The following is a 21173-nucleotide window of genomic DNA, read 5'->3' on the forward strand; positions in this document are numbered from 1 at the left end:
TTAAACGTCAGTTGGTCAGAACTGATAACTGGCCTTGAGCCCGCCGCTGAAACCGTGGCTGTCGCCGCCACCGCTGGCACCGACTTCAGCGCCCAGGCTCAGAGCACCGAGATTGGCCATCAGGTTGACGCCCCCGCTGAACTGATCGCGGTTGTCGAACGCTGCACGCTGCTCGATATCCAGCCCCAGCAGGTGCCCTTCGCTGTCGACCTGATGATCGCCCAGCACACGCTCGTAACCAACCCGAACGCCTGGCACCAGTTGCCACGCGCCCATGGGCATCGGGGCAAACGAGACGTCGAGATTGGCCACCGCACTGCGGCGGGTTTCCTGAATGTCATCGACATTGAGGGCCAGTTCGCTGCCCTTCTCCTGGAAGCCTGACAGGTCCAGACGACTGACGCGCACGCCAAGGCTTGGCTCCAGAATCACAGTGTTCAGCGGCATGCGATACCCCAGCGCCAATGTGGCGTCGCTGAGATTGCCGTGAGTGTCGCCCTTCGCCGAACCGAGGCCACCGCCGAGATCGCGTTTGCTGTCGTAGTCGACGTAACCGGCGCTGATGTTGGCGTCGACAAACAGGCCTCGTTCCAGGCTGGTGAAACCATAACGGGCGCCAAGGTTGAAGAACGTGAAATCGGTATCGACCTCGCCGCCCGCGCCGCCCACCGAGCCTTTGCTGTAACCGATCCCGCCACGGGCGCTGAGCTGTTCGGAGAAGCGCTGGGTGACGCCGACCATCAGGCCCTGGCTGTGTTCATTGCTGCTTTGCGCATGGGCCGAACCGTCGGTGCCCAGATAACCGGCGAGCGCGGTGCTCCACAACCGGTACTGGCCGACCTTGAGGTCGGTGCCGCTGGAGAACGGCGCGGCGGCTTGCTCGATCATTGCGTTCTGACGCAGCAGGTAACTGGCCGCATCGGCGTGCACCTGGCCGCCGACCGTGGACTCGACACCGCCCAGAGTGCCGGCGTCGATGGCCGATTGCAGGTAGTAGTTGTAGGCGCTGTAAGTGCCCGACAGCTTGCTGTTCTGCAGTTCCTGCAACAGTTGCGTGCCAGCGGCGGCGTTGCCGATCAGCCCTGCCTGGCCGGGCAGGCTGTTGTACTCGACCATTTTGCCGCGCAGTACATAAATGGTTTCCTGGGACAGACCCAGCCCCTGCTTGAGGTAGTTGTCCATGCTGCCGTACTGCGCGGTGACCTGATCCAGCCCCGCTTGCAGGTAACTGGCTTCGACGCCCAGCAGCGGCGCGTAGATCGCGGCCATGCTCGGCGGCATCATCGCCAGGGTCTTGGCGACCCGTTCGGCGGTGTAGTCGTTGGTCGCCAGGTAATTGCTCATGATCGTGGCGTTATCGACGCCGGCGATGCTCAACAGAACGGCAGCGGTCCAGCCGGTGCGGTCCTTGCCGGCGGTGCAATGGAACAGCGCGGCGCCGTCGACACCGGCCAGCTCGTTGAACAGTACGTTGAACTCACCACGCATGCCAGTATCGCTGACAAACGCGCGGTTGGTCTCCTGCATCATCGCAATCGCATCGGCCGCGCTTTTGAACGACACGGTGGTGATGTTCGCGCCGGAGGTGGTGCTGCCGATGATGTCGATATTCTGGTAGATCGCACCGCTTGGCATCGTGTCCGGCGTGCTGGCAATTTCGTTGGGCGTGCGCAGGTCGTACACCGACTTGATCCCCAGACCGTTGAGGGTCGCCAGGTCCGCCGCCGTCGGCGTCAGGGCATTGGAGCGGTAGAACACACCGGCGCGCATTGTGCCGTCATGGGCCGTGGAATTGGCGGTGGTGGTGCCGGCGATATCCCGGAAGTTGTCGATGCCTGCCAGGCGCGGGGTATCGAGGTCAGCCGCCTGGGCGGCAGCAATGGACAGACTCAGCACGGACAGCGAACAAACAAGACGTTGAAACACGGGGCAGCCTCACTGGAAACAGGTTGGGCTGCCCACTATCTGCATTGAAATGTGAGGGAATATGACAAAGCGACGAAGCCCGGAAATCACGGCGCGATCTGTCCATCGGCAGCGTTTTTTGTCCGTTGAACGTTCACTAACCGTTTAAATACTCAAGGTGCTTTGACGTTTTTTTTGCAAGCGGCAACGTAAAATGCCCTCCCCAGCCATCGTGGAAACCGTCAATGACCGACGCAGACGAAGAAATCCTGAACCAGGCAGCGCACTGGTGCCTGCGCCTGCAGGAGGACGATTGCACGCCCGACGAACGCCAGGCGTTTGAGCAGTGGATTCAGCAAAGCCCGCGCCACGCCTTCGAATACGCGAAAATGCTGGAAATCTGGGACATCAGCGAGCAATTGCCGAACCACTCGACGACTCGCAAAAAACTGCTGACCGATCCACAACGGCCCACGCAAAAGGAGCAATCCTCACGTTGAGCATTCGGGGTTAGAATCCGCGGGGTTCGGCTTACAGTTTAAGGATGATCCCGGCATGGCCACCCCCGACATTTCCCTGCAAGACACCGCCGCCCCCGAGGGCGTCTGCTTCGGCTGCGGCAGCCACAACCCCCACGGGCTGCACATCAAAAGTTTCTGGCACGAAGACGGCGTACACGTCATGGCCGAGCACGTGCCCGAGGCCAAGTACAGCGGCTGGCCGGAGCTGGTCTACGGCGGCCTGATCGCGATGCTGGTGGACTGCCATTCCAACTGGACGGCAATGGCCTACCACTACCGGGCCGAACAGCGCGAACCCGAAAGCCTGCCGCGCATCAACTGCGTCACCGGCAACCTCGGCATCAAGTTCATCAAACCGACGCCAATGGGTGTGCCGCTGACGCTGAAGGCCTGGGTCGACGGTGAAGTCGGGCGCAAGACCCGGGTGATCTGCGAGGTCTACGCCGGGGATGTGCTGACGGCGGTGGGTGATTCGGTATTCGTGCGGGTGGATACCGAGCAGTTGGCAGCGGCCGCGCACGGTCGCTGAAATCCGTCATTGAAGGAAAACACCATGCCAGATCGCAAAATCATCATCCCCGAATCCATGAAACCCATCGTCGAACGCGCCGGATACGCCCCGGCGGTTCTGGTCGGCGATACGCTTTATTGCGCTGGTCAGGTGGGCCGCACCGCTGATTTGCAAGTCATCGAAGACCCCGAGCAGCAATTCATCCGCGCCTGGGAAAACCTCCACGAAGTGCTGAAGGCCGGTGGCTGCACCTTTAACGATGTGGTGGAGATGACCACCTATCACGTCGACATGAGCCAACACATGCCGGTGTTTCGCGAAGTGAAAAACCGCGTATTCCCCAAAGGCTTCTGCGCGTGGACCTGCATCGGCGTCAGCGAACTGGCCCATCCGGGGCTGCTGGTGGAAATCAAATGCGTGGCGGTACGCAGGCGCGCTACCTCTGGGTAACGCCATTCCGCTCACCCTGTTGTTGAACGATGAGCCTGACCTTCTGCTGGCGAACCTGAGCGATCCATGACCGGTGCGTGACGGGCCATCACTTCGGCGATCCAGTCGATGAACACCCGCAACTTGCGGCTGATGTGGCGGTTTGGCGGGTACGCGACGTAGAGCGGCATCGGATCGAGGAGCCAGTCTTCAAACAGCGGCACCAGATCACCGCTCGCCTCGTGTGCTCCAGACATGTACCTGGGCAACCACAACACGCCCAGCCCTGCGAGGCCCGCCGACAGATAGGCGTTGCCATCATCGACCGCCAGCACGTGACGACCCTTGATCTGCAAGTCTTCGTGCTCGTTGTGCAGGGCGTACGGCACCGGTTTGCCGGTACGCGCCCAAAGAAAACCGACCACCCGATGATGACTGTCTTCCAGCTCCCGGGGATGCATCGGGGTGCCGGCGCGGGCCAGGTAACTCGGCGCGGCATACACGCCAAGCTCAAGATCGGCGACCCGCCGGGCCATCAGCGATTGGTCCCGCAACTCGCCGCCGCGCACCACGCAATCGACGTTTTCATCGATGATGTCGACGATCCGGTCACTGACGCCCATGTCGATCTGGATCTCCGGGTAGCGCGCGTAAAACTCGGGCAGCGCCGGCACCAGAATCAGATTGGCCAGAGGGCTGGGCACATCGACCCGCAAGCGGCCCTTGGGCTGCGATGCCGCACCGGGAAGACTGGTCTCGGCGTCGTCCATGTCCGCCAGCAACTTGATCACCCGCTCGTAATAGGCCGCGCCGTCCGCCGTGGCGTTGACCTTGCGCGTGGTGCGATTGAGCAACTTGACCCGCAGCCGCGCCTCCAGTTGCTGAATGAGCTGGGTCACGGTGGTCTTGCTCATGTGCAGGGTTTCGGCGGCCTTGGTGAAACTGCCCGCCTCCACCACTCGGGCGAAGGCTTGCATCGCGTCAAAACGGTCCATATCCCACCTCTGATAGCGGCTCGATTGTTTGGGATTTGCAAACAGTGATCGCCAAGGTTGCGCGTTTATCGCGCCAAGGCAAGCCCATAAAGTTGCTCCATCACCGGTTTTCAACCCATTGAAGGAGACTCCCCATGACTAACGCCCAGCCAAAACGCGACGTGGTTTTCCCGCCCGGACGCCATGCGCTTTACGAGCGCAATCGGTACTCCCCGGCCGTTCGCTCCAACGGTTTTCTGTTTGTCTCAGGCCAGGTCGGCAGCCTTGAAGACGGCTCGCCGGAACCGGATCTCAAGCAACAGGTGCGACTGGCCTTCACCAACCTCAACGCCATTCTCGGCGCGGCCGGCGCCAGCTTCGATAACGTGGTGGACGTGACGGTGTTCATGGTCGACCCGCAATCGACCTTCGAAACCATCTGGGAAGTGGTCCCCGAATTCTGGGGCGAGGCGCCGCACCCGACGATTACAGCGGTCGGCGTGACCTGGCTGTATGGCTTTCAGTTCGAGATCAAGGTGATTGCCAGGTTGCCGGAGGAGACACGGGCGTAGGTTTACGGCAATTGCTCACAATCCGTGTTCAACGGCTTCACTGAAGCGCTCTTGATGCCATTTCCGCGATCAATATTCTGTCCTCATATTGTTTTTGCCCCGGTCAGAAAAGAGCGCAAGCCATGCCCAGCCCGAGAACGCTGTACCAGAAGCACATCGACAGTCACACCGTCTGCACCCTCGACGATCAGGGCCACGTGCTGCTTTACATCGATCGCCAGGTCGCCAACGAATACACCAGCCCGCAAGCCTTCAGCGGCCTGCGCGAGGCCGGGCGCACGGTGTGGCGGCCCGGGGCGACGCTGGCGGTGGTCGATCATGTGAACCCCACCGCACCGAAACGCATCGCGACCATGCCCGACGCCGGGGGCGCGCGGCAGGTGTCGTACTTCGAAGAAAACTGCCGCGACTTCGGCATCGAGCTGTTCGATGTGCTGGACAAGCGCCAGGGCATCGAGCACGTCGTGGCGCCGGAACAGGGTTTCATTCTGCCGGGCATGGTGGTCGCGGCCGGTGACAGCCACACCACCACTTACGGCGCACTGGGCGCCTTCGGTTTCGGTATCGGCACTTCGGAAATCGAACACCTGCTGGCGACGCAGACCTTGGTCTACAAACGCCTGAAAACCCTGCGGGTGACGGTCAACGGTGAGCTGGGCGCAGGTGTCACGTCCAAGGACATCATCATGGCGCTGATCGAGAAGATCGGTGCGTCCGGCGCCACCGGTTACGCCATCGAATTCACCGGCCCGGCTATCAGTGCCCTCAGCGTCGAAGCGCGCATGACCATCTGCAACATGGCCGTCGAGGCCGGCGCCCGGGGCGCGTTCATGGCGCCGGACGACAAGGTGTTCGCCTACCTGCAACACAAGCCGCGCGCGCCCAAGGGCAAGCTCTGGGAGCAGGCCGTCGAACGCTGGAAAACCCTGCACAGCGACGAGGGCGCGGTGTTCGATCGCGAAGTCATTCTCGACGTCGCCGCGCTGGAGCCGATGGTGACCTGGGGCACCAGCCCCGATCAGGCCGCGCCGATCAAAGGGCACGTGCCGGACCCGGCCGCCCAGCCCGATCCGATCCTGCGTCAGGGCCTGCAGCGCGCCCTCGACTACATGGGCCTGACACCCGGCATGCCATTGAACGAAGTGACGATCAGCCATGCCTTCATCGGTTCCTGCACCAATGCGCGGATCGAAGATTTGCGTGACGTCGCCCGGGTGGTGCGCGGCAAGCGTGTGGCGGCCCACGTGCGGGCGATGATCGTTCCCGGCTCGACCCTGGTGCGCAATCAGGCCGAGGACGAAGGCCTGGCGCAGATTTTTCTCGACGCCGGTTTCGAATGGCGGCAATCGGGCTGCTCGATGTGTCTGGCGATGAACGACGACGTGCTCGCGCCGGGTGATCGCTGTGCGTCGAGCACCAATCGCAACTTCGAAGGCCGTCAGGGCGCCGGTGCGCGCACCCACCTGATGAGCCCGGCGATGGTCGCCGCCGCCGCCATCAGCGGCCATTTGACTGACGTGCGCAACGTAGCGCTGGAGGCTTGAACCATGCAACCTTTCGACACCGTCAGCGGCAGCGCTGCGCCGTTTCTTGGGTCCAACATCGACACCGACATGATCATGCCCAAGCAGTTTCTCAAGGGCATCGATCGTCAGGGGCTGGATCGCGGGCTGTTCTTCGATCTGCGCTTTCTCGCCTCCGGCGAACCCAACCCGGAATTCGTGCTCAACCAGCCGGCCTGGCAGGACGCGGCGTTTCTGGTGACCGGCCCCAACTTCGGCTGCGGTTCCAGCCGCGAACACGCGGTGTGGGGCTTGAAGCAAGTGGGGATCCGCGCACTGATCGGCACCACGTTCGCCGGGATTTTCTACGACAACTGCCAGCGTAATGGCGTGTTGGCGATTCAGCTGGACGACGTGCAGTTCAAGCGTGTGGCCGAGGCAATCAGCGTCCCGGCGACCGCGCGGATCAGCGTAAACCTGGCGCAGCAAACCATCGAGCTGGGGGACGGCACGCTGATCGGCTTCGAGATCGATCAGTTGCGTAAACAGTCGCTGCTGCTGGGACTGGACGCCATCGGCACCACGTTGCAACGCACCGAGCAGATCCGCGCCTTTGAGGCACGGCATCTGGCGGACAATCCCTGGCTGGCTTGATGGCAAAAAAACGGGCAGTTCACTGAACCGCCCGTTTTCATTCCACGGACAAATCGCGGAAATACTCTTCCAGAAACTCCACGCACACCCGCAATTTCGCCGACTCGCTGAGCCGGGTCGGATAGACCGCCCAGACGTTGGCGCTCTGGGTGTAGCCGTCCAGTACCTGCACCAGCCTGCCCTGCTCGAGCATCGGTTTGACGTCCCACATCGAGCGCAACAGAATCCCGCCGCCGCTCAAGGCCCACTCCAGCACGATCTCGCCGCTGTTGGAGGACAACGGACCATTCACTCGCACCGTTTCTTCCTGTCCGTCCTTGCTCAGGGTCCAGATACCGAACGCATTGTTGCGCTCCTTGAGCACCAGACAATCGTGGTCTTTCAGGTCTTCGAGGGACTGCGGCGTGCCTCGGCGTTCGAGGTATTCCGGCGTGGCGCACAGCACGCGCCGGTTGCTCACCAGTTTGCGCGCCAGATGCTGGCCCGGCAGGTCATCGCCGACGAGGATTTCCAGATCGAAGCCCTCGCCTACCAGATCGACCACCCGGTCGAACACGTCCAGCCGAATGTCGAGTTTCGGGCAAGCCCGGGATAACTGACTGATCGCCGGCGCCACATGATTGCGGCCGAAACCGAAGCTGCTGCAAATGTGCAGCGACCCCGCCGGCTGGTGCCGGGCCTGGGAAATCTCGCCGAGAAACTGATCGAAATCCCCCAGCAGTTTCTCCGCCCAAATCCGCACCCGCTCGCCATCGTCGGTCAGCGCGATGCGCCGGGTGGTGCGGTGCAGCAGTTTGGTCGCCAGCGTGGTTTCCAGCACCGAGATGCGTTTGCTGACGTAGGCCGGCGAATAGCCCAACTCGTCAGCGGCGCTGGCAAAGCTGTTCTTGCGGATGACGGTAAGGAACACCTTGAGGTCTTCGGGCAAGGGAAATTGGTCACGATTCGTGTTCATAGGCCGCATGCTTCCGCTGTTTATCACGCATTTTGCGAAGGATACCATCGAATCACCGCCTCGCCACCCGAGCCCGGTGCACCGTGGTTTCCCGTCCATCCTCGATAAAAACAAACATGAGGACATGCGTCATGAGCGACTCCCTTGAGCAATCCCTGAACGTCGACGGCCCTCGCGCCGGCGGCTTCATCCAGCGCCTGCGCAGCTATGAGATCGGCGTGATCCCGCTGCCGATCTTCCTCGGCATCGCCGTGATCGTGTTTCTGTCGGCCCACCTCGGCTTTCTGCCGAAGAACATGATCGGCGGACTGGCCGTGATCATGACCATGGGCGTGTTCTTCGGCCAGATGGGCTCGCGTCTGCCGATCCTCAGGGAAATCGGTGGCGGCGCGATCCTGTGCCTGATGTTGCCGTCGGTGCTGGTGTTCTACGGCTTCTTCGGCGCGCCGACGATCGACGCCACCAAAATGCTGATGAAGGAAGCCAACTTCCTGTACTTCGTGATCGCCAGCCTGGTGGTCGGCAGCATCCTGGGCATGAGCCGGTTCATTCTGGTCCAGGGCATGATCCGCATGTTCATCCCCTTGCTGGCCGGCACCCTGGCCGCCGTCGCGAGCGGGCTGATTGTCGGCAAGCTTGCCGGCTACAGCGTCTACCACACGTTCTTTTTCATCATCGTGCCGATCATTGGCGGCGGCATCGGCGAAGGCATCCTGCCGCTGTCCCTGGCCTATTCGGCGATCCTCGACGGCACGCCGGACATCTACGTCGCGCAACTGGTCCCGGCGGCCGTGGTCGGCAACATTGCAGCGATCATCTGCGCCGGTTACCTGGCACGACTGGCACTGAAACGCCCGGCCATCAACGGTGAAGGCGCACTGATCCGGGCCCGGGCCGAGAACGACAAATTCAAGGTCAAGGAAGAAACCGGCACCAGCATCGACCTGCGGGTCATGGGCGCCGGGGTGCTGGTGATCTGCACTTTCTTCGTCCTCGGTGGCCTGCTGGAAAAGGTCGTCGGGATTCCGGGGCCGGTGATGATGATTCTCGCGGCGGTGCTGTTCAAATACGTGCGCGTGCTGCCGGAGAAGCTGGAAAAAGGCGCGCAGTCTTTCTACAAACTGGTTTCCGCCGCCTTCATCTGGCCGGTAATGATTGGCCTGGGCATGCTGTATGTACCGCTCGACAGCGTGGTGAAGGTGTTTTCGATCGGCTATGTGCTGGTGTGCCTCAGCGTCGTGGTGTCGATGACCGTCGCCGGTTTTTTCATTGGCAACCTGATGAAGATGTACCCCATCGAATCGGCCATCGTGACCTGCTGCCACAGCGGTCTGGGCGGCACCGGCGACGTCGCGATTCTGTCGGCGTCGAACCGGATGTCACTGATGCCCTTTGCGCAGATTTCCACCCGGATCGGCGGCGCCTCGACGGTGATTCTGGCGACGCTGTTGCTGGGTTTTGTCGCCTGAACAAATATCGGCTTGTTGCCGGTGAGCTACCGGCGGTTCATCAACCCGGCTCCGCAGTTTTCCGCACGGTTGCCGCTAAAAAACTCGAACTCGCGCCAGAGCGCTGCATCCAACGTTTAAGCCAACGGAGGTCAGCGCCATGAACAACGACAGCAAAGCCCCAGCCACGGATACGTCTGGCAAACCGGTCGATGTGGTGAAACGCGATCTTGAGGATCCGGACGACAAGAGCCGCGGCGTGGATGAGGTCATAACGCCCTCGTCGACCCGCACCAAAGAGCAGGACGCTGAGGCGTTGCAACGCAAGGTCGACGAAATCGAACGCAAGGTTGCAGACGGCAACTGATCGGTTCATCGAGGCAGGTCTTGGCCAGGTTTTCGGGCTACAGCGGTCGCGCCGGTTTTCATGGCAATCGCTGAAAAGCCCGAAAAACCTGACCGGCGATACTATCCGGGAAATAAGTAGCTGTTTTCCCTGAAATTTATTTGTTTCAGGGGTTCACAGAACGCAAGAGCGCTGGTAAAGTGCCGCCCACTGTTGCAGAGGTCCTCCCGGGACTGAAACCAATAGCTACAGGGGCGTCGCCAAGCGGTAAGGCAGCAGGTTTTGATCCTGCCATGCGTTGGTTCGAATCCAGCCGCCCCTGCCATTTTTTCCTCGTTTCACCCTCTCCAGTTCCCTCTCGCTTTCTTCGTTATCCATCCTTTCCTGTTTGAATTTGCGCCTGGCGTATTTCTTCACGCCCGAACAATCAATAAATCGCAGCTTTCATAAGCTCTCGCATTTCTTTCTGCGGAGCTGATGAAAGCTGCGATTTTTTTTGGCAAAAAAAGCCCCGCAAGATGCGGGGCAAAGGAATTGGTTGGTTGCGGCCAACCAAAGGAGCATCGTCAAAAGCGTTAACCGTCAGGCGTTACAGGCACTCCTGGGCAGCCCGTTCAAAACTCGACGGCATGAAACTCGACGCCAGCAAGTGGCGCTCATACAAAAAGACCTTCCCACCGTCCTGTGCCTTGTAAGCCTCCAGCACGTTGTCCGCTGCGACTTTGCTTGGCACCACGATCCGGTAGCTGCGCTGGGTCTGCGAGACGGTCGGATTCAGCGCACTACCCTGCAGTTTCGGCACCACGCATTCGGCGTACTGGGCGGGCGTCTTGTGCGTCTGCAAGGTCAGCGTCGGATCGTTCGGCGCAGAGGCGCATGCGGTGAGCAACAAAGTGGCAGACGCCATGGCAGGGATAAAAAAGGCACGCATGGATAAAATCCTGAAAATAAAAGGTTCGGTTCTTCGGCAACGTTCAGTGTCACGGGCACTGCCGTTGCCGTTTTTGCTTTAGGTGTTCAGCCTGCACTCACCAGGGCTTTGAGCGAGTCATCGAACTGCTTCAAGGCACTCAATTGCAGATCGCGTTGCTGTTCGATTCCGGCAGCGATTTCGGGCGCGGCCTTGTTGTGTACCCACACCGACGGCAGTTGCTTCTCCACCGCGCCCTCGGCCTTGCCGATGTATTGCAGGTTGGCGTCGTAGAAGCGTGCGGCGAACCGCGCTTCGACCTGGCTGTTGCGTTGGGTCAGCAGACGGTTGTGGGTGTCGAGCATCACCACTACGTCCGGATGGGCCTGTACCAGCGCATCAAGGTTTTCGTAGACGGTCACCGAGAGAAACTGTTGTTGCAGCGAACTCATCAGCCAGTCGATGGCCAGCTCCGGGTCGGAGCTGTCGACGAAGGCGTCACGGATCCGCGCATCGAGTGCATTCTTGGCACCGTTCACCGCCACATCGTGGTAACGCTCGAGGTATTGCAGGTTGTCCAGAGTGTTTTCGCTGTACAGCACACCGACGGTTTGCGAGTGCTGCAGCGCGGCGCTGCTGGCGGCGACGGGCAGAAAATGGCACGACTTGGCGTCGTCTGCGTAAGCCGGGGCTACGGTAGCGGCCACCCCGCCCATCAGCAGGGCGACTACAGCCAGTCGGTTCAAAGTCTTCATCGCGCAATTCCTTCAGCGGCGTGTTCGATGGAGGCGATTTTCCGCCCATCGGCGCCAAAGCAGAACTTGCGTTTCTTGATGGTCACTATTACTTGAACCGATAGTTGCGCGGCGTGCAGACTGCGGCACACTCAATCACAACGAAAACAGATGAGGATTACCCGTGCGAACCTTTGATCTGATCCGCGATGCGGTCGTGCCCGAATTCCGCGACCGCGTGGCGGAATACCTTGTCGAATACGAAACGGTCCTGGGCCAGAACGTTGCCGATTCCGAAACAGTGCGGGCCGTCGCCTATCAGTTGCGCGGCTATTTACGCGGCCTGAACACCACGCGCGTTTTGGGCATGGCGGACTGGGAAGAGCTCGACCGGCGCGTGCTGAACACTTGGCTAGCGCCCGCTCGATGACACGCGGACAACCTCGACCCGGTCCTCGCCGGCCCTTTGTTTTGCGCAGGCTCCACAGTCCCCGCTTTCGTAAATATCCTGGCCTGAGGTTCGCTGATGCACCCCAAGGGAACGTCAGATGCTCGACAATAGGAATGCCAATAGCAACAACGCACAGATAGCGACCAGACTCACGGCCATGCTCAGCCACTTGGATCCGCCATACAGAGCCTTCATGCCGAGCTCGCCATTGCGCCCGGCGAGCCTCATGGCTACGCCTATACCGAGCAATGTCACGAGCACTCCGGTTTGATGCTGTTCAACGTATTGATTCAAGAGCATCGCAAGGTCAACTTGAGCCTTCCACTGCCACAAGCCATACACAACGACAGCACTGTAGAGACTCAGCCACAGCCCCCACGCTGCAGTGGTGACGACGAAGTATTTCAGCGGTGGATTGCTTAGATTGGGACGCCATCTGCGTATGAACGAGATAGCCCCGAAGTGATAGCTCCAGCGCAGGCCGGCCAGGGCATAAACCAATACTGCGGAAAAAACGAACGCAAACCAGAAATAGCGTCCCTCGGTATTGTGCAGCATGAGTAGCAAGTCGGCCGCTGGACTGGAAGGATCGGACTTGTTCATTTCACGCCAGAACACCCACTGGTAAAACGACCGGATAGTCGCCGCAGCCACGCCGGCCACCAACAGGGGCGTTCCCCAAAGGCCTGGCAGTTTTGCATAGATCGGCTGAGCCTCATGAGGCACTCTCACAAATGCCAAGGGTTTGATAAACATTGGGCCCAGCATCAGCAAAACGTAGGCAGTGGCTTTGGCTCCGCGCAGAAAGCGCCAGGCTCGACGAAGTAAGGGGGGCATCAAGACCATCTCTGAATTTCAAAACACAGACGCTATCCGTCACCTGCGCGAAGACCAACCTAAAATTCGATTTGCCAAATTCGCAGAAAAGAAGCCGAGTATGTATCGCCCCCTTACCGCCGATGACAAAGAAAAATCGGCGAACCGATCAAATAACCAGAAAGCATTAATAAATAAACAATCAGTATTTATCGTTATAAAAATCTCGGCGTACTCTCACCTCATCCCGTCATTGAACACAGTGAAGTGCGCCATGAAACCAACTGACAACCTGATCGACTTCGCCGTCTACCGCAAACGCCGCCACGCCCAGCAACAGGCCCGGCTGATGTGGGAAATGTATGCGCGCAATGCCGGTTATCAGGCTTGGCAGTGGGTGCAGGCCGCTCGTTCCAGCGAGACGCGTCAAGCGTGAACGCGCGTGAACCCTCGCGCTTTCTGGCGAGCGCCGATGAACCTGTGCTGGACCTGAACAATCTCGAATCCCTGGAAGAAGACCCGATCTGTGAACGCGTCGCGCAAAACCTGCAACGGCTGCGCGGCAAGCGGCATCTGTCGCTCGACGCCCTAGCCCGCCAGTGCGGTGTGAGCCGGGCGATGCTGGCGCAGATCGAATCCGGGCGCAGCGTGCCGTCGATCAAGGTGCTGTGCAAAATCGCCAAGGGTTTGAAGGTGTCGGTGGCGGCGTTTCTCGAACATCGCGCGTTTGAAGGCGTAGCCGTGTTGTCGGCGAGCCAGAGCAAGCGGCTGGTCAGCGCCAGCGGTGCCTTTGTCAGCCGTGCGCTGTTTCCCTTTGATGTGGCGCGCCAGTCGGAATTCTATGAACTGCGCCTGAGCCCGCTGGGCGAGGATCAATCCGAAGGCCATGGCCCGGGCGTGCAGGAAAACCTGGTGGTGGCTCAGGGCGTGCTGGAGATCAGCGTCAACGACGAGCGCTATCTGCTGTCGACGGGCGACTCGATTCTGTTTTACGCCGACCAGCCCCACCGCTATCGCAACCCCGCCGACAGTGAAGCGGTGGCGTACCTGGTGGTGACCTACCCCGAACGCCTGGACTGAAAAACAGACAGACATGAAAAAGCCCGACCGGGAATTTCCCGGTCGGGCTTTTTCATGCGCTGGCGAAAATCAGCAGGTGCAGCACATCATCGGCATGCCGTTGCAGCTCATCATCATTGGCATGCTGCAGTCGTTCATCATCTTCATCATCAGGGCGCAGCAGTTTTTCATCATGTCCATGTTCATGCCCGGCATCGGCATGATTTTGCACATCATGCAGTCGGCCATCATGGTGCATTCCATCACGCACTTCATCGATGGCATCGGCATGCCCATCATCGGCATCGGCATCATCATGTTCATCATCGGCATGGCCATGGCCGCCGGGGACATGCACATCATGCTCATGTTGCCGCAATGCATCATCATCGGCATGCCGCAGTCCATCATCATCTGCATCATTTGCGCGCTGTTCTTGAACATGGCCATGTCCATGCCAGCGGCCGGCATCATCTTGCACATCATGCCGTCGTCCATCATGTCGCAGCTCATGGTCGCCATCATCATCGGCATGCCCGTCATCGGCATCATCGGCATGTTGGCGTTCATCGGCATTTGCATCTGCATGGCGTTCATCATGGTGTAGCTCCCTGAGGATTAAGAACTGGATGAGAAGTTGATGGAGCGGATTCTAAGGATTGGAAAATCCGCAACAAGCTGTCCATCGAGCAGCAAAAACTGCTGTTCAAACGCTTCAAGTGCAGCGTTCCGTGCGACTTGAACCGTTGCAGCAGCAGAGTAGACGCCATGACAGATCCGGCCAATGCGGGAGCAGGTTTTTGAATGTCATGGATATGCGATTCAACACCAAGCAAATAACTTAAAGAAATAATCGTTCTAACCAGCGGGCATTATTTTCACTTTTTTTGCTTATTCCATTAGTTCAACGTTGATCCACTTTTTAATCTTTTATTGCTATTAACCGTCCCCTCTATAATTCGGGACAGTTCTTAACAATAAGGAAGTTCCATGCCGCAACGTTTAGTACTGGCTGCACTGTTCCTGGCAGTCACCGGATGTGCCAGCCCTCCTCCGGTTTCCGTGCATACCAAGGATCCCGTCAGTTCGACCCTGCAAGGCGATGCCACGCGACCGGCGCAGGCGCAGTGGGTGCGCACCGAGTTGTATTTCTCGGTGGGGCCGCTGGAAGGCAAGGAAGGTGTGGTGAGCCCGGCGCGCTGGCGCGAGTTTCTCGATCAGGAAGTGACGACGCGGTTCCCGGACGGGTTCAGCGTGTTCGATGCGTATGGGCAGTGGAAGGACCACGACGCGAAAGTGCCCGAGCGGCTGGCGACCAAGGTGATTGTGATCCTGCACGAGAGCAGCGCGAAACGTGAGAGTGACATCGAGGCGATTCGTTTGGCTTACAAGCGGATTACCGGGGATTTGTCGGTGCTGCGGTTATCTCAGCCAGCGGCGGTGTCCTTCTGATCCGAGGTCTTTTGCAGAGCCTGCCGAGGTGTCGACACCAGGTGGCTCAACCCGGCCAGCAACAACGCGCCAACCACCAACACCCCGATCCCCAGAAACGCCCCCAACCCCACCACTGTCACGCTGGAATACAGCATGTAAACGCACAAGCCAAAAAACAGCAGCGGCAAAACCGGATAAAACGGCACCCTGACCGGCCGGGGGATCTCGGGGAAACGCCGCCGCAGAATGATCAACGCCAGGCTGCTCAAGCTCAAAAACAACCAGTACACCGGTGTCAGGTACTCAACCATGGTGTTGAAACCGCTCTGGGTAAAACTGCCAAACAACACCAGCAACAACGCGACCGCCCCCTCCGCCAGCAACGCCTTGCGCGGCACGCCGTCGCGTTCGTCCCATTCGCCGAAACGTCGCAGTTGCGGCACATCGCGGGCGGCGGCGTAGGTGGTGCGGGCGCCGACCAGCAAGGTTGAGTTGATGGTGGCGATGGCCGCGATGCCGACCATCAGCAAAATCAGCAGCACGCCGGGAGCCCCGAAAGCGCGGTTCAACAGTTCCACCGCCGGCGCGTTGCTCGCGGCCAGGCCTTCGAATCCCAGCCCTTGGACAAACGCCCAGTTCAGCGCCAGATAGATCGCCATCAGCACTGTTAGCGCACCGAGCATGGCGATGAAGATCCCGCGTCGACCGTCGCGCACTTCGGCGGACAATGTCGCGGCATCGCTCCAGCCGCCGAAGGCCAGAAACACAAAGATCATCGCCGCTGAAAATCCCGCCGCGCCAGTGTGTTCGGGCACGACCGGATCGCTGGGCAGCGCGGGTTCGATCCCTTGCCACACCAGCCACACACCGGCGCTGGCAATGCTCAGGAACCCGAGAGCAAGCAGCCCGACCAACACAGTCTGAGTAATGAAACCAACGTGCTTGCCCGTCAGATTCAACAGCACCAGCGCGGCAATGATCGCACCGGCAAACAGCCCCGACCCGTGATGTCCCAACGGCACGACCGCATTGAAGTAGTCGGCAAACATGAACGCCGACAAGGCGATCCACCCGGTGTGCATCACCGAGAATCGCGACCAGGCAAACAGGAAACCCATGCGCTCGCCGTAAGCGGTGCGCAGGAAATGATAGTCACCGCCCGGATGCGGGAACGCGGTGGCCATCTCGGCAAAGCACAAGGCCCCGGCCATCGACGCCAATCCGCCGAGCACCCAGACCCAATAGAAATGTTCCGGCCCGACGTTCAAGGCAACGGTCGGTGCGGTTTTGAGAATATCGGTGGTGATGACCATGCCCAGCGTGATCAGCAACGCCTGAAACACCGGCAGATGCCGCTTGGGGCCATTGGTTTGAGTCATGAAGGTTCCCGCTGATGATCCGCCATCCATGGCGGAAAAGACTCAGAAGCCGTAAGTGGCGGTGGCGTAGTAATAAGCGCCGTTGGTGCCGATCGGCGAGAGCACGTCGTACGGCAGGTTGCCGCCGTAGTTGATGGCCGAGCCGGAGCGTTCCGGGTAGTTGTCGGTCAGGTTGTTGCCACCCAGGGCGATGCTGAATTTCGGGGTGAATTTGTAGGTCACCTCGGCGTCCAGTTGCCACACCGCGCCGTAGGTTTGCTCAGGCTGCGAGTCGCCGAAATCGAACACCCGAGTGGTCTCGCCCTGACGGGTCAGACGCCCGAGCAGGCCCCAGTGTTCGCTGGTCCAGTTGGCGGAAAACACGAAGCGATCCTTGGGTGCGGCGTCGGTCAAGGTGTTGCGTTCCTCGACGCCGACCAGCGCGTCATTGCCGATCCCCAGGGCGGTCAGCTGCGACGGCGTGCCCTTGGTGCTGGTGACCTTGGTGTGGTTGTAGGTGTACGCGGTGGTCAGCCCCAGTTGCCCGTCGTAGAACGGCTGATGGTAGTTGAGCACCAGTTCGGCGCCGTCAGTGCGGGTGTCGGCGGCATTGGTGAAGAAGTTGACGTCGTGCACGCCCGGCACGCCGAAGTTATCGTTGATGTAGCTTTCCAGTGCGTCGCTGCCGATTCGCTGCGACAGGGTGATCCGGTCCTTGACGTCGATGCGGAACACGTCCAGCGACGCATCGAAGCGTTCGTTCAACTGGAACGTCAGGCCGAGGCTGAAGTTCTTCGAGGTTTCCGGATCGAGTTTTTCCGCGCCCAGGGCACGGGCAATCGGGTCGTTGACCGACAGCACGCGGATGTCGGTGAGCGTGCCGCCGTCGCCGAAGTTGCTGGTGGTGTTCTGGAAACCGCTCTGGGCCAGCGACGGCGCGCGGAAGTTGTTCGACACCGCACCGCGCAACGCCCATTGATCGGTCAACTTGTAGCGACCGCTGAGCTTGCCGGTGAGTTTGCTGCCGGCGTCGTCGTAATGTTCCCAACGCGTGGCGGCGTCGACGAAGAAACGCTCGGTGAGATCACCGGACAATTCGGCGTAGGTGCCGAACACGTTGCGATCCAGATCCGACTCTTCACTCGGACGCAGGCCGTTGGCGCCATCGGCCCCGGAGCCAATCCAGGAGGCCTCGTCCCCGGCGAAGGTCAGGTAGTTTTCGTAGCGATATTCGCCGCCCACCGCCAGCACGAACGAGCGGCCGCCGAGGCGCAATTCGCGGCTGAAATCCAGGTTGGTGGTGGTCTGACGCAACTCGTAGTCGCCAGTGTCGAAACGGGTCGGCGAGTCCGCGCCGAGGCTGACGTTAAGGGTGCGACGGGTCGCCGACTCGAAGCGGTTGCGGCCGTGGGTGACGCTGCTGTCGAAATCCCAGTCGTCGCCGATCAGGCCTTTGTAGCCGGCGGTGGCGGAGATGTCGGTATTGTCGCCCAGCGATTGCGGCAAGTAGCCGTTGGGGTAGAACTGCGGCTGCTCGGACGGGTAGCGATAGAACTCGGCGCCGGTGGTGTGGCGTTCGTTGTAGGTGCCGAAGCTGTAGGCCTTGCCGCCAGCCAACGGCAATTCACCGTTGAACCAGGCGTTGACGTCCCGCGCCACACCGTCGCCCATCACGTAGTTGCGCTGGCCCGGGGTGTCGGCAAAACCGTCGTAGCCGGCGCGGTTGGTCGGATTGCGATCCTTGTACTCGGTGCCGCCGCGAATGAAACCGCCCTCCTCGCCCAGCCGCGTACCGATCTTGGCGGTGGTCACGCTGTTCTGGCCGTCGGTGGTGGTTTTGCCGATGGCGTCCTGGTGGGTGTGGTAGGCGCCGTAGCTGGTGGAGACTTCGCCGCCTTCGGGGGCGTCGTCGAGGATGATGTTGATCACCCCGGCAATCGCGTCCGAGCCGTATTGCGCGCCGGCGCCGTCACGCAGCACTTCAATGCGTTTGATCGCGCTGATCGGAATCGAGTTGAAGTCCACCGGCGCCGTGCCGCGCCCGATTTTCGACGAGTCGTTGACCACTGCCGAGGTGTGACGGCGCTTGCCGTTGACCAGCACCAGCACCTGATCCGGGCTCATCCCACGCAGCTGCGCGGCACGCACGTGGTCGGCGCCGCCGGAGTTGGACTGGCGCGGAAAACTGAACGACGGCAACAGCGTCTGCAATGCCTGACCCAGTTCGCCGCCACTGGCGCCGGCGGTCTTCAGGTCCTCGGCGGTCAGCACATCCACCGGCACCGGCGAATCCAGCACTGTACGAGCAGTGCCCCGGGTGCCGGTGACCAGCACGGTACCCAGCCGTGTGTCATCGTCGACGCGCGCGGAAGACTCTTCGGCTTGCGCAGGAAGTTGCCAGATTGCACTGACAACAGCGATGGCGAGTAATGAACGCGAACGGTGAATCATGCGACAGCTCCTTGAATCGCAGTTAATAACCGGCCGCTGCCGAATCATGAAGTGTCGGCAATCAGTGCACGGCAATTTCTGCTGTAGTTTTGATATTCAGAAAGGCAGCCAAGTGTGTTGAGCAACTATCGGCTGTTAGAGCGCAAGAACCCCAAAGTTAGTAGAACCCCCTGATTACCGATGCTAGACGAGCGGTCGCCTGCCGCAAAAGAACCAATAACGCTTAGGTTATGCCCGACGAACGGAGTGTTGCCTGAGCAACACTTGTGTTTGCGCAACAACATGAATACCCAACTAACCAACAACTAATCACGTACAAAAACACACTCCACGTTGTTGTAGAGAGCATTATTAATCTGTGTTTTTTCGGTGCGAAGTTAGATGCCGTCAGTCGAAGTCCTTTTCCCGCCAGGCATCTTCGGCAATGTCCAGCGCATCGCCGCTGAAACGCTGTTCAATGAACGGATCGGCGTGCAAGTGAAAACCGTTGCGCTCCCAGAAGCCCGGTTGTTCCTGATCGGTGAACTCGAGCCCGCGCAGCCATTTCGCGCTTTTCCAGAAGTATCGCCCCGCCACCACCAGCCGCAGCGGCCAGCCATGCTGCGCGGTCAGCGGCTGACCGTCGTGATGGGTGGCCAGCAGGCTGTGCGGGTGCAGCAGGTCGTCGAGGCGCAGGTTGGTCTGGTAATCGTGATCGGCGTGGGCCATGACAAAGGATGACGTCGGCCGGATGTCCAAGGCCTGCAACAGGTCTTGCAGATGAACCCCGCTCCAGCGGGTGTCGAACTTCGACCAGCGTGTCACGCAATGAATGTCGCATTGCAACGAGCGTTGCGGCAGCGCTTGCAGATCGGCGTAGGTCAGCTCGACCGGGTTGGCCAAAGTGCCGAACAGGCGAAGCGACCACGTCGTCAGGTCATAGGCCGGCACCTCGCCTTCGTGCAGGATCGGGAAGCGCTCCGTCAGCACTTGCCCCGGCGGCAGCCGTTCGCCCAGCGCCATATCGGCGTTCGGCGAACGGCTCTTGCGCAGACGCGTAGCCTTGTCGTGCATGTCGGTTCCTCAGTTCGCCACGGGAATCCACGGTGCCCGCGCGACATTGGCGGTGTCACCGAAGGCCGGCAGCTTTTGCCCCAGGTCCCGTACGTTTTTCACGTCCAGATCCAGCAGTTGCTGACGGGTAATGAGAGTCGGCGGCACCAGCACCTTGTGCCCCGGATTTTCCCCGGCAATCAGCATCGCCAGACTGCGCACGCTGATCGCCCCGGCCACTTGCGGATTGACCGCGGCGGTGGCGGCCCAGGCGCTGTCCGGTTCTTTCATGATCTGGATGTCGGCGGTGGAAATATCGGCGCTGTAGATCTTCACCTTGCGGCTCAGACCCGCCTCATCGACGGCGATCTTCGCGCCTTTGGCAAACTCGTCGAACGGCGCAAAAATCACGCTGATCCCCGGATTGGCCCGCAACACGGCGCTGGCCTGATCCGCCACCGAGTTGGCAATCGGCGGATTGAGCGTGCCGAAGCGCGCCTTCTCGATGATCCCCGGATTGCTCGCCTTGACCTGGCTCCAGATCTCGTCGCGGCGCTCCATCGGCGTGAAGCCGCTGATGTAGACATACCCGGCGTCGAAGCGGGTGCCGTTATCCTTCACCGCTTGATCGAGTGCCAGCCGCGCCAGTGCGTGGTGATCCTGCTCGACCTGAGTCACTTGCGGCGTGTTCAGGTCGACGTCGAATGCGACGACCTTGATGCCTTTGGCCAGCGCCCGCTCAATCGGCCCTTTGAGGGTTTCCGCCAGCCCCAGTTGCACGATGATCCCGTCGACACCGAGGTCGGCGGCCTGATCGATCATCTCGCCCTGGCTCGCCGCCTGTTGCCGCGCGTCGAACACCCGCAGGTTGGCGCCCAGCGCTTCGGTCTGTTTCTCCACCCCGCGCAGATAGGCTTCAGGGAAATCCCCGGAGAACAGATAGCCCACCAGCGCGATCTGTACCTGACCTTTATCGAACGGCGCCGGCGCACCGGGCAAGGCCTTGGCCTGGGCATTGAGGGCCAGCGCCGAGAGCAGCGCCCCGGCGAGGCAATGACGTGCGAACTGTTTGATTGAACCGTGCATGGATCTTTCCTTGAAGCATCAATGA

23 protein-coding genes and 1 tRNA gene are annotated in these 21173 nt (G+C 60.5%); 13 read left to right on the forward strand and 11 right to left on the reverse strand.

Going from position 1 to position 21173, the window contains the following annotated elements:
• Positions 1 to 15: 15 nt before the first annotated feature.
• Positions 16 to 1926, reverse strand: a complete 1911-nt coding sequence (locus tag ACTJK9_RS01950; RefSeq protein ID WP_440811689.1) for a tyrosine-protein phosphatase — start codon at positions 1924 to 1926, stop codon at positions 16 to 18.
• 224 nt (positions 1927 to 2150) lie between these two features.
• Between ACTJK9_RS01950 and ACTJK9_RS01955 the strand changes: the two genes are divergently transcribed.
• The 3 genes from ACTJK9_RS01955 to ACTJK9_RS01965 are packed head-to-tail and all read left to right on the forward strand — an operon-like array spanning position 2151 to position 3387.
• Complete coding sequence (locus ACTJK9_RS01955) at positions 2151 to 2405, forward strand: FecR/PupR family sigma factor regulator (protein ID WP_085611857.1); 255 nt, start codon at positions 2151 to 2153, stop codon at positions 2403 to 2405.
• 55 nt (positions 2406 to 2460) lie between these two features.
• Complete coding sequence (locus ACTJK9_RS01960; RefSeq protein WP_440811692.1) at positions 2461 to 2955, forward strand: PaaI family thioesterase; 495 nt, start codon at positions 2461 to 2463, stop codon at positions 2953 to 2955.
• Positions 2956 to 2979: 24 nt separating this feature from the next.
• Positions 2980 to 3387 (forward strand): RidA family protein, encoded by a 408-nt coding sequence (locus ACTJK9_RS01965; protein ID WP_440811695.1) that lies wholly within the window; start codon positions 2980 to 2982, stop codon positions 3385 to 3387.
• 11 nt (positions 3388 to 3398) lie between these two features.
• Here the strand turns inward: ACTJK9_RS01965 and ACTJK9_RS01970 are convergent, their stop codons facing one another.
• Positions 3399 to 4361: a LysR family transcriptional regulator gene (locus tag ACTJK9_RS01970; protein WP_440811698.1), complete on the reverse strand. Its 963-nt coding sequence runs from the start codon at positions 4359 to 4361 to the stop codon at positions 3399 to 3401.
• A 134-nt stretch (positions 4362 to 4495) separates the two neighbouring features.
• Here ACTJK9_RS01970 and ACTJK9_RS01975 point away from each other — a divergent pair, with 134 nt between their 5' ends.
• The 3 genes from ACTJK9_RS01975 (at position 4496) to leuD (ending at position 7068) form a co-directional block, all read left to right on the forward strand.
• Complete coding sequence (locus ACTJK9_RS01975) at positions 4496 to 4912, forward strand: RidA family protein (protein ID WP_085611861.1); 417 nt, start codon at positions 4496 to 4498, stop codon at positions 4910 to 4912.
• 122 nt (positions 4913 to 5034) lie between these two features.
• Positions 5035 to 6456 (forward strand): 3-isopropylmalate dehydratase large subunit, encoded by a 1422-nt coding sequence (gene leuC / locus ACTJK9_RS01980; protein WP_440811702.1) that lies wholly within the window; start codon positions 5035 to 5037, stop codon positions 6454 to 6456.
• 3 nt (positions 6457 to 6459) lie between these two features.
• Complete coding sequence (gene leuD, locus ACTJK9_RS01985; RefSeq protein ID WP_440811705.1) at positions 6460 to 7068, forward strand: 3-isopropylmalate dehydratase small subunit; 609 nt, start codon at positions 6460 to 6462, stop codon at positions 7066 to 7068.
• Positions 7069 to 7105: 37 nt separating this feature from the next.
• Here the strand turns inward: leuD and ACTJK9_RS01990 are convergent, their stop codons facing one another.
• Positions 7106 to 8023, reverse strand: coding sequence for a LysR substrate-binding domain-containing protein (locus ACTJK9_RS01990; RefSeq protein WP_221399495.1), 918 nt, complete (start codon positions 8021 to 8023; stop codon positions 7106 to 7108).
• 131 nt (positions 8024 to 8154) lie between these two features.
• Between ACTJK9_RS01990 and ACTJK9_RS01995 the strand changes: the two genes are divergently transcribed.
• The 3 genes from ACTJK9_RS01995 to ACTJK9_RS02005 all read left to right on the forward strand — a co-directional run bounded on the left by ACTJK9_RS01995 (position 8155) and on the right by ACTJK9_RS02005 (position 10142).
• Positions 8155 to 9492, forward strand: coding sequence for a 2-hydroxycarboxylate transporter family protein (locus tag ACTJK9_RS01995; protein WP_440811708.1), 1338 nt, complete (start codon positions 8155 to 8157; stop codon positions 9490 to 9492).
• Between the two features lie 139 nt (positions 9493 to 9631).
• Positions 9632 to 9838, forward strand: a complete 207-nt coding sequence (locus ACTJK9_RS02000) for a hypothetical protein (RefSeq protein ID WP_440811710.1) — start codon at positions 9632 to 9634, stop codon at positions 9836 to 9838.
• 229 nt (positions 9839 to 10067) lie between these two features.
• Positions 10068 to 10142 (forward strand) — tRNA-Gln (locus ACTJK9_RS02005).
• Between the two features lie 264 nt (positions 10143 to 10406).
• On the opposite strand, the gene ACTJK9_RS02010 is transcribed toward ACTJK9_RS02005, so the two are convergent.
• Together ACTJK9_RS02010 and ACTJK9_RS02015 are read right to left on the reverse strand one after the other, a co-directional pair.
• Complete coding sequence (locus tag ACTJK9_RS02010; RefSeq protein ID WP_115077529.1) at positions 10407 to 10748, reverse strand: hypothetical protein; 342 nt, start codon at positions 10746 to 10748, stop codon at positions 10407 to 10409.
• Between the two features lie 86 nt (positions 10749 to 10834).
• On the reverse strand, positions 10835 to 11482 hold the full coding sequence (locus ACTJK9_RS02015) for an ATPase (protein ID WP_440811713.1): 648 nt from the start codon (positions 11480 to 11482) through the stop codon (positions 10835 to 10837).
• 163 nt (positions 11483 to 11645) lie between these two features.
• Between ACTJK9_RS02015 and ACTJK9_RS02020 the strand changes: the two genes are divergently transcribed.
• Positions 11646 to 11891, forward strand: coding sequence for a hypothetical protein (locus tag ACTJK9_RS02020; protein ID WP_440811716.1), 246 nt, complete (start codon positions 11646 to 11648; stop codon positions 11889 to 11891).
• A gap of 114 nt (positions 11892 to 12005) precedes the next feature.
• Here the strand turns inward: ACTJK9_RS02020 and ACTJK9_RS02025 are convergent, their stop codons facing one another.
• The gene (locus ACTJK9_RS02025) at positions 12006 to 12668 is read right to left on the reverse strand and encodes a hypothetical protein (protein WP_156669326.1); all 663 of its coding nucleotides are present in this window, start codon (positions 12666 to 12668) and stop codon (positions 12006 to 12008) included.
• Positions 12669 to 13002: 334 nt separating this feature from the next.
• On the opposite strand from ACTJK9_RS02025, the gene ACTJK9_RS02030 reads away from it, so the two are divergent.
• A complete protein-coding gene (locus tag ACTJK9_RS02030) occupies positions 13003 to 13164 on the forward strand; it encodes a hypothetical protein (protein ID WP_170928274.1) in 162 nt (53 codons plus the stop codon).
• Between the two features lie 53 nt (positions 13165 to 13217).
• Positions 13218 to 13808 carry a helix-turn-helix domain-containing protein gene (locus ACTJK9_RS02035; protein ID WP_165369529.1) on the forward strand — a complete coding sequence of 197 codons (591 nt, stop codon included), beginning with the start codon at positions 13218 to 13220 and terminating at the stop codon, positions 13806 to 13808.
• Positions 13809 to 13877: 69 nt separating this feature from the next.
• On the opposite strand, the gene ACTJK9_RS02040 is transcribed toward ACTJK9_RS02035, so the two are convergent.
• Complete coding sequence (locus ACTJK9_RS02040) at positions 13878 to 14387, reverse strand: hypothetical protein (protein WP_074690788.1); 510 nt, start codon at positions 14385 to 14387, stop codon at positions 13878 to 13880.
• Positions 14388 to 14777: 390 nt separating this feature from the next.
• On the opposite strand from ACTJK9_RS02040, the gene ACTJK9_RS02045 reads away from it, so the two are divergent.
• Positions 14778 to 15239: a DUF3574 domain-containing protein gene (locus ACTJK9_RS02045; protein WP_440811719.1), complete on the forward strand. Its 462-nt coding sequence runs from the start codon at positions 14778 to 14780 to the stop codon at positions 15237 to 15239.
• Here the strand turns inward: ACTJK9_RS02045 and ACTJK9_RS02050 are convergent.
• The 4 genes from ACTJK9_RS02050 to ACTJK9_RS02065 all read right to left on the reverse strand — a co-directional run bounded on the left by ACTJK9_RS02050 (position 15215) and on the right by ACTJK9_RS02065 (position 21148).
• Positions 15215 to 16600 carry an APC family permease gene (locus ACTJK9_RS02050; protein ID WP_440811722.1) on the reverse strand — a complete coding sequence of 462 codons (1386 nt, stop codon included), beginning with the start codon at positions 16598 to 16600 and terminating at the stop codon, positions 15215 to 15217. The genes ACTJK9_RS02045 and ACTJK9_RS02050 overlap by 25 nt on opposite strands.
• A gap of 42 nt (positions 16601 to 16642) precedes the next feature.
• The gene (locus tag ACTJK9_RS02055; RefSeq protein WP_440811725.1) at positions 16643 to 19030 is read right to left on the reverse strand and encodes a TonB-dependent receptor plug domain-containing protein; all 2388 of its coding nucleotides are present in this window, start codon (positions 19028 to 19030) and stop codon (positions 16643 to 16645) included.
• A 387-nt stretch (positions 19031 to 19417) separates the two neighbouring features.
• Complete coding sequence (locus ACTJK9_RS02060) at positions 19418 to 20083, reverse strand: sulfite oxidase-like oxidoreductase (RefSeq protein ID WP_440811727.1); 666 nt, start codon at positions 20081 to 20083, stop codon at positions 19418 to 19420.
• A gap of 9 nt (positions 20084 to 20092) precedes the next feature.
• A complete protein-coding gene (locus ACTJK9_RS02065) occupies positions 20093 to 21148 on the reverse strand; it encodes a substrate-binding domain-containing protein (RefSeq protein ID WP_197871566.1) in 1056 nt (351 codons plus the stop codon).
• Positions 21149 to 21173 lie beyond the last annotated feature (25 nt).

Origin of the sequence: Pseudomonas sp. 22082, assembly GCF_052046055.1 — a bacterium.
In the GTDB taxonomy this organism is placed as follows: domain Bacteria; phylum Pseudomonadota; class Gammaproteobacteria; order Pseudomonadales; family Pseudomonadaceae; genus Aquipseudomonas; species Aquipseudomonas pharyngis.

What these genes read in the sequence shown, in the direction of transcription:
- ACTJK9_RS01955 (WP_085611857.1), top strand. Translation starts at nt 2,151, where the DNA reads ATGACCGACGCAGACGAAGAAATCCTGAACCAGGCAGCGCACTGGTGC.
- ACTJK9_RS01960 (WP_440811692.1), top strand. Translation starts at nt 2,461, where the DNA reads ATGGCCACCCCCGACATTTCCCTGCAAGACACCGCCGCCCCCGAGGGC.
- ACTJK9_RS01965 (WP_440811695.1), top strand. Translation starts at nt 2,980, where the DNA reads ATGCCAGATCGCAAAATCATCATCCCCGAATCCATGAAACCCATCGTC.
- ACTJK9_RS01970 (WP_440811698.1), bottom strand. Translation starts at nt 4,361, where the DNA reads ATGGACCGTTTTGACGCGATGCAAGCCTTCGCCCGAGTGGTGGAGGCG.
- ACTJK9_RS01975 (WP_085611861.1), top strand. Translation starts at nt 4,496, where the DNA reads ATGACTAACGCCCAGCCAAAACGCGACGTGGTTTTCCCGCCCGGACGC.
- leuC (WP_440811702.1), top strand. Translation starts at nt 5,035, where the DNA reads ATGCCCAGCCCGAGAACGCTGTACCAGAAGCACATCGACAGTCACACC.
- leuD (WP_440811705.1), top strand. Translation starts at nt 6,460, where the DNA reads ATGCAACCTTTCGACACCGTCAGCGGCAGCGCTGCGCCGTTTCTTGGG.
- ACTJK9_RS01990 (WP_221399495.1), bottom strand. Translation starts at nt 8,023, where the DNA reads ATGAACACGAATCGTGACCAATTTCCCTTGCCCGAAGACCTCAAGGTG.
- ACTJK9_RS01995 (WP_440811708.1), top strand. Translation starts at nt 8,155, where the DNA reads ATGAGCGACTCCCTTGAGCAATCCCTGAACGTCGACGGCCCTCGCGCC.
- ACTJK9_RS02000 (WP_440811710.1), top strand. Translation starts at nt 9,632, where the DNA reads ATGAACAACGACAGCAAAGCCCCAGCCACGGATACGTCTGGCAAACCG.
- ACTJK9_RS02010 (WP_115077529.1), bottom strand. Translation starts at nt 10,748, where the DNA reads ATGCGTGCCTTTTTTATCCCTGCCATGGCGTCTGCCACTTTGTTGCTC.
- ACTJK9_RS02015 (WP_440811713.1), bottom strand. Translation starts at nt 11,482, where the DNA reads ATGAAGACTTTGAACCGACTGGCTGTAGTCGCCCTGCTGATGGGCGGG.
- ACTJK9_RS02025 (WP_156669326.1), bottom strand. Translation starts at nt 12,668, where the DNA reads ATGTTTATCAAACCCTTGGCATTTGTGAGAGTGCCTCATGAGGCTCAG.
- ACTJK9_RS02030 (WP_170928274.1), top strand. Translation starts at nt 13,003, where the DNA reads ATGAAACCAACTGACAACCTGATCGACTTCGCCGTCTACCGCAAACGC.
- ACTJK9_RS02040 (WP_074690788.1), bottom strand. Translation starts at nt 14,387, where the DNA reads ATGATGAACGCCATGCAGATGCAAATGCCGATGAACGCCAACATGCCG.
- ACTJK9_RS02045 (WP_440811719.1), top strand. Translation starts at nt 14,778, where the DNA reads ATGCCGCAACGTTTAGTACTGGCTGCACTGTTCCTGGCAGTCACCGGA.
- ACTJK9_RS02050 (WP_440811722.1), bottom strand. Translation starts at nt 16,600, where the DNA reads ATGACTCAAACCAATGGCCCCAAGCGGCATCTGCCGGTGTTTCAGGCG.
- ACTJK9_RS02055 (WP_440811725.1), bottom strand. Translation starts at nt 19,030, where the DNA reads ATGATTCACCGTTCGCGTTCATTACTCGCCATCGCTGTTGTCAGTGCA.
- ACTJK9_RS02060 (WP_440811727.1), bottom strand. Translation starts at nt 20,083, where the DNA reads ATGCACGACAAGGCTACGCGTCTGCGCAAGAGCCGTTCGCCGAACGCC.
- ACTJK9_RS02065 (WP_197871566.1), bottom strand. Translation starts at nt 21,148, where the DNA reads ATGCACGGTTCAATCAAACAGTTCGCACGTCATTGCCTCGCCGGGGCG.